The organism is Sutcliffiella sp. NPDC057660 (assembly GCF_042800035.1).
Classification (GTDB): Bacteria; Bacillota; Bacilli; order Bacillales; family Bacillaceae_I; genus Sutcliffiella_A.
Map to the genome: position 1 here is coordinate 91625 of NZ_JBHVHV010000001.1, position 9302 is coordinate 100926.

The 9302-nt window shown below is 46.3% G+C and carries 9 protein-coding genes; 3 read left to right on the forward strand and 6 right to left on the reverse strand.

Translation table 11 applies throughout. From position 1 onward, the window contains the following. Positions 1-46: 46 nt before the first annotated feature. Positions 47-544 (forward strand): hypothetical protein, encoded by a 498-nt coding sequence (locus ACFVAD_RS00460; protein WP_386634732.1) that lies wholly within the window; start codon positions 47-49, stop codon positions 542-544. Positions 545-564: 20 nt separating this feature from the next. Here ACFVAD_RS00460 and ACFVAD_RS00465 read toward each other — a convergent pair whose 3' ends face one another. The 3 genes from ACFVAD_RS00465 to ACFVAD_RS00475 all read right to left on the reverse strand — a co-directional run bounded on the left by ACFVAD_RS00465 (position 565) and on the right by ACFVAD_RS00475 (position 3130). Continuing rightward, positions 565-798, reverse strand: a complete 234-nt coding sequence (locus ACFVAD_RS00465) for a DUF2198 family protein (protein WP_386634735.1) — start codon at positions 796-798, stop codon at positions 565-567. A gap of 178 nt (positions 799-976) precedes the next feature. Continuing rightward, entirely contained in the window at positions 977-1408 is a 432-nt protein-coding gene (locus ACFVAD_RS00470) for a hypothetical protein (protein ID WP_386634737.1), read from the reverse strand. Positions 1409-1552: 144 nt separating this feature from the next. After that, complete coding sequence (locus tag ACFVAD_RS00475) at positions 1553-3130, reverse strand: peptide chain release factor 3 (RefSeq protein WP_386634740.1); 1578 nt, start codon at positions 3128-3130, stop codon at positions 1553-1555. Positions 3131-3280: 150 nt separating this feature from the next. Between ACFVAD_RS00475 and ACFVAD_RS00480 the strand changes: the two genes are divergently transcribed. Next, positions 3281-3499 (forward strand): hypothetical protein, encoded by a 219-nt coding sequence (locus ACFVAD_RS00480; protein ID WP_386634743.1) that lies wholly within the window; start codon positions 3281-3283, stop codon positions 3497-3499. A gap of 342 nt (positions 3500-3841) precedes the next feature. Here ACFVAD_RS00480 and gntK read toward each other — a convergent pair whose 3' ends face one another. From gntK to gnd, 3 genes are all read right to left on the reverse strand, one after another. After that, entirely contained in the window at positions 3842-5359 is a 1518-nt protein-coding gene (gene gntK / locus ACFVAD_RS00485; protein WP_386635348.1) for a gluconokinase, read from the reverse strand. A gap of 152 nt (positions 5360-5511) precedes the next feature. After that, entirely contained in the window at positions 5512-6855 is a 1344-nt protein-coding gene (locus ACFVAD_RS00490; protein ID WP_386634746.1) for a GntT/GntP/DsdX family permease, read from the reverse strand. An 18-nt stretch (positions 6856-6873) separates the two neighbouring features. Continuing rightward, on the reverse strand, positions 6874-7770 hold the full coding sequence (gnd, locus tag ACFVAD_RS00495; RefSeq protein ID WP_386634749.1) for a phosphogluconate dehydrogenase (NAD(+)-dependent, decarboxylating): 897 nt from the start codon (positions 7768-7770) through the stop codon (positions 6874-6876). Positions 7771-7982: 212 nt separating this feature from the next. On the opposite strand from gnd, the gene ACFVAD_RS00500 reads away from it, so the two are divergent. Then, complete coding sequence (locus ACFVAD_RS00500) at positions 7983-8840, forward strand: MurR/RpiR family transcriptional regulator (protein ID WP_386634751.1); 858 nt, start codon at positions 7983-7985, stop codon at positions 8838-8840. Positions 8841-9302 lie beyond the last annotated feature (462 nt).

Consider the following 9302-nt stretch of genomic DNA (forward strand, 5'->3'; position numbering starts at 1 on the left):
TGTTATCCTGTAGAGGAAATGTGAAACCTGTTTGAGGGAGATTAGGATGAAAAAAAGTCTTTTTATCATTATTTTATGCGGTTTTATGTGGATGATAGGCTGCAGCACGAACAGTATACCCACCGAACCGCTAGAATTTTCATACATAGATGAAAAAGCACTTCAGAATCCAGAGCAAGAACTTACGTACAGCGAAATTGATGGGGAGTATGTGCACGATTTTATTGATAGGAACAAGGACAAGACCGTTCGCTGGACGGCGACGGTGATACGTGTGGACGATGAGCGGACATTTGAGCTACAGGAACCGCTACTGCCAACAATACTTGTTACTGTTTCGGATGCACCATCGCAGCCCATCAAAGTGGGGGACCTCGTGACCTTCACCGGTGTGCTGACAGGCTATGGGGAAACATACGGCAAGGACCCATTGTGGGTTGTCCGTCCGGCAAGATTAGAGAAAACGACAGAGGAGGAACGTTCTGCTGTGGAGGCATATCGCCTTGCGGTTGAAAACGCAAAAAAGGAGACGGACTCTGAATAGAGCCTGCCTCCTTTTTGCATTCACCGGAATTTCTTCACCATTTGTCTTGCATAGATGAATCCAATTCCAATCGAAATCACATCTATTAAAATGATATACCATTCTTCGGTATACCCCTTTATCATGGAACCTATGAAAAGCGCTATCGTCAGCCCTGTCCCCACATACAGGCTATATGTGACCCGGGTGAACAGCACCACAAGCAGCGCAGGCAGAAATACCGCCAACAAAACCTTCACCAATAACAAACTCATAACCTCTTTCCTGTCAGACACTTTTTCCTAATTCACATTATAACAGGATGGAGGTGGGGGAAGCTATAGATTCCCATGGTTTGCATCGAGGAGCGAGGAGTTCTAGCGATTTTTTTCAGACTTGTAGCGATTCTGGGAAATCTTCTAGCGATTATCTTTGCAAGTGCCCACTGATCCTCTATTCCACCTCTATCGCTGTAAGTGTGACATTCCTTAATTTCTTTTGCTTGTTTGCCAACTGAATTTTATTTACAAATGAAAGAACGTTCATGATCTCTTTGTCATCCTGCATGACAAGGCCGACAAGATACGTATACCGCTTTTTCTTTTCATTGATTCTGACACCTTTAATAGTCGCCTTAAAATCCAGGACCTTCTCAGAAATTGTAAAGCGCAGCCCAAGTAAAATTTCCTTGTTCTCCGGCAACAGAACCTTGCTGACAAACCGGAACTTCTCTCCATTTAGCTCATCCAGATAGATCGGGGTACTGCCAGTTGTAACTTCCTTCCCTGCCACCTTCAATATGGTCATGCTTCCAACCACATAATTCCTGATCCGGTAAAGCCCTTCCCATTCTGCCAATTCATCCAGAGTTGTCTCGTTCCCCACCTAAATGCCCCCATATTCGAAATGTTTATTATTATTATCGGCAAAATAGCATATTGAATTTAGACAAGTTTCGACATTTGTAGGTGGCTATGACGTTTTTAGTATAAAAGGCCCATGCATTCTTCTGCATGGGCCTCACACTATCTATTCATTTTCATTCGCCATGATATCAATCAGGCCGATTTTCGGATTCTTTTCCTGGAACCAGCGCAGGGAGAAGTCACTGTCAAACAGTGCCACATACTGATCGTTTCTATCCTTCACGAGGATGTTGCGGGAATCAAATAGGTTTGTATCCACATCCTGAGTTTCCAGCCAGCGAGGAATTTTGGAGCCGATCATGTTATAGACGACCTCCACATTATACTCGCCCTTCATGCGGTATTCGAATACGTCCAGCTGAAGCTGACCAACCGCTCCAAGGATGTACGCTTCAGTACCGTATTGACGGAACAGTTGGATTGCACCTTCCTGCACAAGCTGCGTGATACCTTTTCCGAACTGCTTCCCTTTCATGACGTTTTTCGCTTCCACTTTTACAAAAAGCTCTGGAGCAAACGTAGGGATTTCGTCGAATTCTACCTTTTGGTTGCCATCGAACAACGAGTCCCCGATCTGGTACACACCAGGGTCATAGATTCCGATGATATCACCAGGGTACGCATGGTCCACGGTTTCACGGTCAGAGGCCAGGAACTGCTGCGACTGCGACAGCTTGATGGTTTTACCGGTACGGGCTACAGATACAGTCATTCCGCGTTCGAACACACCGGAGCAGATTCGCAGGAACGCCAGACGGTCGCGATGGGCCGGATTCATGTTAGCTTGAATTTTGAAAATAAAACCGGAGAATCCAGGCGCCTGCGGTTCAATTTTTTCTTCGGAAGTCTGACGCGGCTGCGGCTCACTCGCAAGATCCAGGAATGTGCGGAAGAACATTTCGACGCCGAAGTTGGAGATCGCACTTCCAAAGAATACAGGAGTCTGCAATCCGTTCTTCACTTTTTCAATCGAAAAGTCGTTACCGGCTTCCTCTAAAAGATCGAAGTCCTCTTTTGCTTGAACGAACGTTGGGTGTGTAGAGATTTCTTCTACCCCATCCAACTCTTTAAAAGGAATGCGATCTTCCTCGTCCTTCCCTTGGTAACGGATGAACACTTCATTGTAGCGGTCATAAACGCCCAAGAAGCGTTTCCCCATTCCTACAGGCCAGTTCATCGCATATGACTCGATCCCGAGAACCTCTTCAATCTCCTCCAAGAGTGCAAGCGGCTCTTTTCCTTCTCGGTCCAGCTTGTTGATGAACGTGAAAATAGGAATCCCGCGCATACGACAAACCTTGAAAAGCTTGATCGTTTGAGGCTCCACCCCTTTTGTACAGTCGATGATCATCACCGCGCTGTCCACTGCCGTAAGGGTACGATACGTATCTTCACTGAAATCTTCATGTCCAGGAGTATCGAGAATGTTGATATGGCGGTCCATATACTCAAAGCTCATGACACTGGACGTAACGGAAATTCCACGTTTCTTCTCGATTTCCATCCAATCCGACGTCGCAAACTTGCCGGATTTCTTACCTTTTACCGTACCCGCTGAACGGATGACGTTTCCGAATAATAGAAGCTTCTCCGTTAAAGTCGTTTTCCCGGCATCCGGATGCGATATGATCGCAAACGTTCTTCTACGGTCTATCTCTTTATTTAAAAGTTCATTTTTCACAGTTTCCGTACCTACCTCTCAAAAATTACACAATAGTGATATTATAGCAGAAACATAGCTCAATAAAACATAGTAAAAGGACGAAAACCTATTTCCAATACAAGGTTTATCCTGTATACTCTTTGTAAATATATGTTAGGAGTGAACAAAATGGCAAAGAGCAAAGCGAAAAAGCTGCGTGAAAAACTTGCGCGCGAAGGAAAAAGAAATCCGGAAAACGGCCGGGGAGCATATGCACTCACAAATCTGACGACAAAAATGACGAAGACGAAGAAAGAAAAACTGAATAAGATCTATAAAAAAGAACGACAATCTCGCTACGGTATGGATAGAGAGAATGTCGTTCTTTTATTTTGTTCGCTCCGTTAAACACCAAGGGGCGGTGCAGGAGCCCGCAGGAGTCTTCGCCTATTGCTCCAATCAACAGCTAGTTCAACACTATGCTAAACATAACCTTTTTGCTAATTGATTGGCGACAGTTCTTCCATCAAAAGTGGATATCTGTTTTATTTTTGAAGGCTCTCACTGGGATTAGGGTCTATCGGACTTTTTTATCATTCTATCGAACTTTTTTGGCTCTCTATCGAACTTTTTTGATTTTCTATCGAACTTTTTCTGCCTTCTATCGAACTTTTCTCCAGTTCTATCGGACATTTACCAAAAATTTCATAAAAAATACCGGAGAGCACTAAGACTCTCCGGCACAATACCTTATCGTTGTTGAAACTTCACAATCTCATCATATTCCTGCTGGAACAGTCTGCTCAAGCGGATAAAGATTGGGGTCAGTTCTTTGTATGTTTCCACCGCTTCGGCTTCCGGCGTGTAGCTGTTTGTCGATCCGACCATCTCCGCCATCACGTCAAAGCTGTCGATCTCGCCTAACGCATACAAACCGAGTACCGCCGCTCCAAGACACGAGCTCTCGACGCTTTCCGGAATGCTGACCTGCTGATTGAAGATGTTGGACAGCATCTGGCACCACACTTCGGATCGGGCAAACCCGCCTGTTGCATGGATTTTATCCGGAATGCCGATGATCTCCTCGAGTGCCAACAGAACGGTATAGAGATTCAGGTTGATTCCTTCCAGTACCGCACGCATCATATGCTCTTTTTTATGGTGTATGCCAAGGCCGAAGAAGGATCCACGTGCATTTCCGTTCCATATCGGGGCACGTTCGCCAGTCAGGTAAGGATGGAAGATGACCCCTTCCGATCCAGGCTTGATGCTGGCAATCCGGGAGGTGATCACATCGTAAGGATCCATTCCTGCAAGTCCTGCTTCCTCCGTCTCTTCCCCACACAGCTCATCGCGAAGCCATCGCATGATCATGCCGCCATTATTGACTGGACCGCCGATTACCCAATGCTTTTCCGTAAGGGCGTAGCAGAACGTTCTTCCCTTTGGATCTGTCACAGGACTGTCGGTTACCGTACGGATTGCACCACTTGTTCCGATTGTCAACGCGACCACGCCGGGCTGAACCGCATTTACGCCAAGGTTGGAAAGTACCCCGTCATTCGCTCCAACTACAAATGGAACTTCGGCGGAGATTCCCAGCACAACAGCCACTTCCGGCTTCATCCCTCTTAGCACTTCTGTCGTTGGAACGATTCGGGAAAGCTGCTCAGGTGATACTCCCGCAATTGTTAAAGCTCCTTCATCCCAGGTGAGATCTTTCAGATTGAACAGTCCTGTGGCAGAAGCGATGGAGTGATCCACGACATACTCGCCGAATAATTTATGGAAGACATATTCCTTAATGGAAATGAATTTTGCCGCTTTTTCGAAAACCATTGGATGGTCGTTACGGAGCCAAATGAGCTTCGCCAAAGGGGACATCGGATGTATCGGAGTTCCGGTACGCAGATAAATCTCGTGACCGTTCCACTCCTCTTTCAGCTTCTTCGCCCATTTTTCACTGCGCTGATCGGCCCAGGTGATGCTTTTCGTCAATGGAGTGCCTGCTTCATCGATCGCAATCACGCTATGCATCGCAGCACTGAAGCTGACATGGGAAAGTTCGTTTTCTGAGATGTTCCCCAAACGGACCGCTTCCCTGATCGAAGTCAAAACCGCCTGCAAAATCTCATCCGGATCCTGCTCCGCTGCTCCAAGCTCTGGGGTATACAATGGATATTCCACAGCAAACTGGCTGCGCACCTGCCCCCTCTTCGAAAAAAGCACTGCCTTCGTACTTGTCGTTCCTATATCGACACCTAACATGTATTTAGCCAAGTTGATTTCCTCCTTATTGCCGGTCTTTCTGTTCTACGAATGATGTGATGGCTGTGGGACAAGGAACCTGTCCCCGCCCAACGGACAAAAGCGCCTGATCAGCGCTTTTGTCCGTTCATAATAGGACGAGGGACCAGTCCCTACCCGATAAATATTCCAATAACAAATACTACCACAAAACCGACTAAACCGATAATTGTTTCCATGACGGTCCAGGATTTCAGTGTGTCTTTTACGTCTAGTCCGAAGTATCTGTTCACGAGCCAGAAGCCTGAGTCGTTTACGTGTGACAGGACGGTCGCACCGGATGCAATCGAGATAACGATCAGTCCTAGAACCGGTCCTTCCAGACCAAGGATTCCGATAAGCGGTGTGATAAGACCAGCTGCCGTTACCATCGAAACTGTTGCAGAACCTTGGGCAACACGAACAGCCGCTGCGATTAAGAACGCTAATACGATTGGCGGCAACGCAGACCCAGCCATCATATCACCAAGTACTTCACCAACACCTGAGTCGATCAGAACTTGCTTGAATACTCCACCGGCTCCTGTTACAAGAATGATGATACCTGCAGGCTCCAACGCTTTTGTTGCAATGTCTTGAATCTCCTGCTTGCTGTAGCCACGTTTTGTGCCTAGGAAGAAGAATGTTAAAAGTGTCGCAATAGTCAATGCCACGAATGGATGACCAACAAAAGTAGTAATTTCCCTTACAATGTGACCTTCTTCATAAATCACTGTAGAAAGCGTATTCACTAAAATCAATACTAATGGAACTAAAATGATACTAGCGATCAGTCCAAAGCCAGGTAGATCTTTGTCGTACTCTTTTTCTTCCATTTCCATATATTTCGGAACTGCCACTTGAATCTTTTTACCGATATACTTACCGAATATAGGACCCGCAAGGATCATAGCCGGAATACCAGCGATTACCCCGAACAGGATGACCCAACCAAGATCTGCACCGATCAAGTCTGCAACTGCGATCGGTCCAGGTGTCGGCGGAATGAAGCTGTGTGTTACCGCTAAACCTGCAAGCAATGGTATACCATAGTGCAATAATGATTTCCCTGTTTTTCTGGCCAATCCATAAACAATCGGAACCAAAATGATGAACCCAACATCGAAGAATACCGGGATTGCTACTAGGAAACCTGTAATACCTAGCGCCCATTGGGACTTTTCTTCACCAAACTTTTTCATCAATGTCTGTGCAAGACGTTCTGCTCCGCCGGAAACCTCCAGCATTTTACCGAACATGGCACCAAGTCCGACCACGACTGCTACGAACCCGAGTGTGCCTCCCATCCCGCTCTGAACGGAAGCAAGAACTTCATTAAGTGGCATGCCTGCAGCGATACCAACCAGTAAACTCACAAGTAAAAGTGCAACGAACGCATGCAGCTTTGTACGGATTACCAAGAATAAGAGCAAAAATATCGCTGCTGCTGCGATCAATATCAACATAGAACCTGACATGTTAGTGTCCTCCTCAAATTAGTTTTTTTCAACGGCATGGCCGCCAAATTCATTTCGTAGTGCTGCTACAACTTTTCCGGAAAACGTATCGGTCTCAAGCGAGCGGTAACGCATCATCAGTGCCATGGTGATCACTGGTGCTGCCGCCTGTAAATCAAGTGCAGTCTCCACTGTCCATTTTCCTTCACCGGATGAGTGCATCACACCTTTGATCGCCTCAAGATTTGCATCCTTGCTGAACGCGTTCTCCGTCAGCTCCATCAACCAAGAGCGGACAACCGAGCCATTATTCCATACCCTTGCAACCTTTTCGTAATCAAAATCGAAATCACTTTTATCCAGAATGTCAAAGCCTTCTGCAATGGACTGCATCATGCCGTATTCCACTCCGTTATGTACCATTTTCAAGAAGTGGCCGCTTCCGGATTTTCCGGCATACAGGTATCCATTATCTACGCAGATATCATTGAAAATCTCTTCCACATGGCGAAATGCCGCTTCGTTCCCGCCAACCATCGTGCAGGCTCCGTTACGTGCGCCATCCATTCCGCCGCTTGTGCCGACATCTAGATAATGGATGCCTTTTTCAGCAAGTGCAGCCGCGCGTTTCAGCGTATCCTTGTAGTTGGAGTTTCCGCCATCGATGATGATGTCGCCTTCCGTTACAAATCTACTAATCTCGCTTAGTACACTTTCCGTGATTTCCCCGGCCGGCACCATCATCCAGATTACCTTTGGAGATTCCAGCTTTTCGATCGCCTCTTCAATGGAATAGGCAGGTATTGCGCCATACTGTTCACTTTTGGCAACGTTTTCACGCTCGACGTCAAAAGCAACCACCTCGTGCTTGTTATCTATCAGGTTAAGAGTCAGGTTATACCCCATTTTGCCTAAGCCTATCATTGCAAGTTTCATAATTTGCTAGTACTCCCTTCATGTTGTTGCATTGTTTTGCGTATGCTGAAAAATATTCTATCTTATTTTTATTTTAAGGAAAAATATTTTTCGTTATGTTCCTATTATGAAAAAAAATTCCCCGTTTTGCAAGCGTTATCAAAAAAATATTTTATTTTTCTTTGAATCATATTAAGATAGATAGTAAGACTACTAATTCTGGAGGTCGCACCATGAACAATCAAGAGAAGCAATACTGCATGATGCGCATTCGTTCCCATTACCCTAAATTCAGGGGAAAGGAGCAAGTCATAGCGGATTATATCCTCAATAACCCTCAAAAGATCGTCCATAGCACCATCAATCAGGTTGCGGATGACCTCGGTGTTGCCGACTCCACGGTGTTCCGTTTCTGTCAGCGAATCGGCTTTAAGGGTTACCAGGCCATGAAAATCGCGCTAGCGACTGAAATTGTGGAACCGATCCAGGATATTCATGAAAACATCATGGAGCACGATAACGAAAAAACCGTGGCGGAAAAAGTTTTCCGCTCCAATATAAAAACGCTTGAAGATACGCTGAAGGTACTCGATGAACCGTCCTTCAAGCAGGCTGTACAAGCCATCCTCTCCGCCCGGAAAGTGGAACTGTTCGGAAGCGGCGGCTCCAATGTCATCGCATTGGACGCCTACCACAAATTCATCCGGACCGGGATTACTGTCAGCGTCCAAGCCGACACACACATGCAGCTCATGTCTGCAAGCCAGCTGACCTCAGAAGACGTGGCAATCATCATCTCCCACACAGGTGCGTCAAAGGACATGATTCATGTGTTGGAGGTAGTTCAAGATAACGGCGTCCAAACAATCGGAATCACCAACTTTGCAAAATCTCCTTTGAGCCAAAAAGTGGATATCCCGCTCTATACGGTGTCCGAAGAAACCGACTACCGTTCCGAGGCACTGGCATCAAGGATTGCCCAGCTCGCGATGATTGATGCCATTTATGTGAATGTGTTGATGGCGAAGAAAGAGCAAGGGAAAGAAGCGCTGCAGAAGGTGCGGAAGGCTATTTCGGTTAAGAGAGTATAATTTAGTTGGTGGTGTTGTGAAGCCCGCGTTGTGGCGAGCCTTTTTTGAGGTATTGCTTTGATACGCGGGTTTTGTTGTGGGAATAAGAGACTCGTTGGAACGTGAACTTGAATCAATAGATGTTTTTGAAACCACCATTCTCTTCCTTTGCTGTTATCGTGGTCTCATTCGTTGCTTTTGAGACCACCATTCCTCTTTTTCCCGCCTATCGTGGTCTCATCCACGGCTTTTGAAACCACCATTCCTCTTTTTCTCGCCTATCGTGGTCTCATCCATGCCTTTTGAAACCACCATTCCTCTTTTCCCCGCCTATCGTGGTCTCATCCACGCCTTTTGAGACCACCATTCCTCTTTTTCCCGCCTATCGTGGTCTCATCCACGCCTTTTGAGACCACCATTCCTCTTTTACCCGCCTATCGTGGTCTCATCCACTGCTTTTGAAACCACCATTCCTCTTTTTCC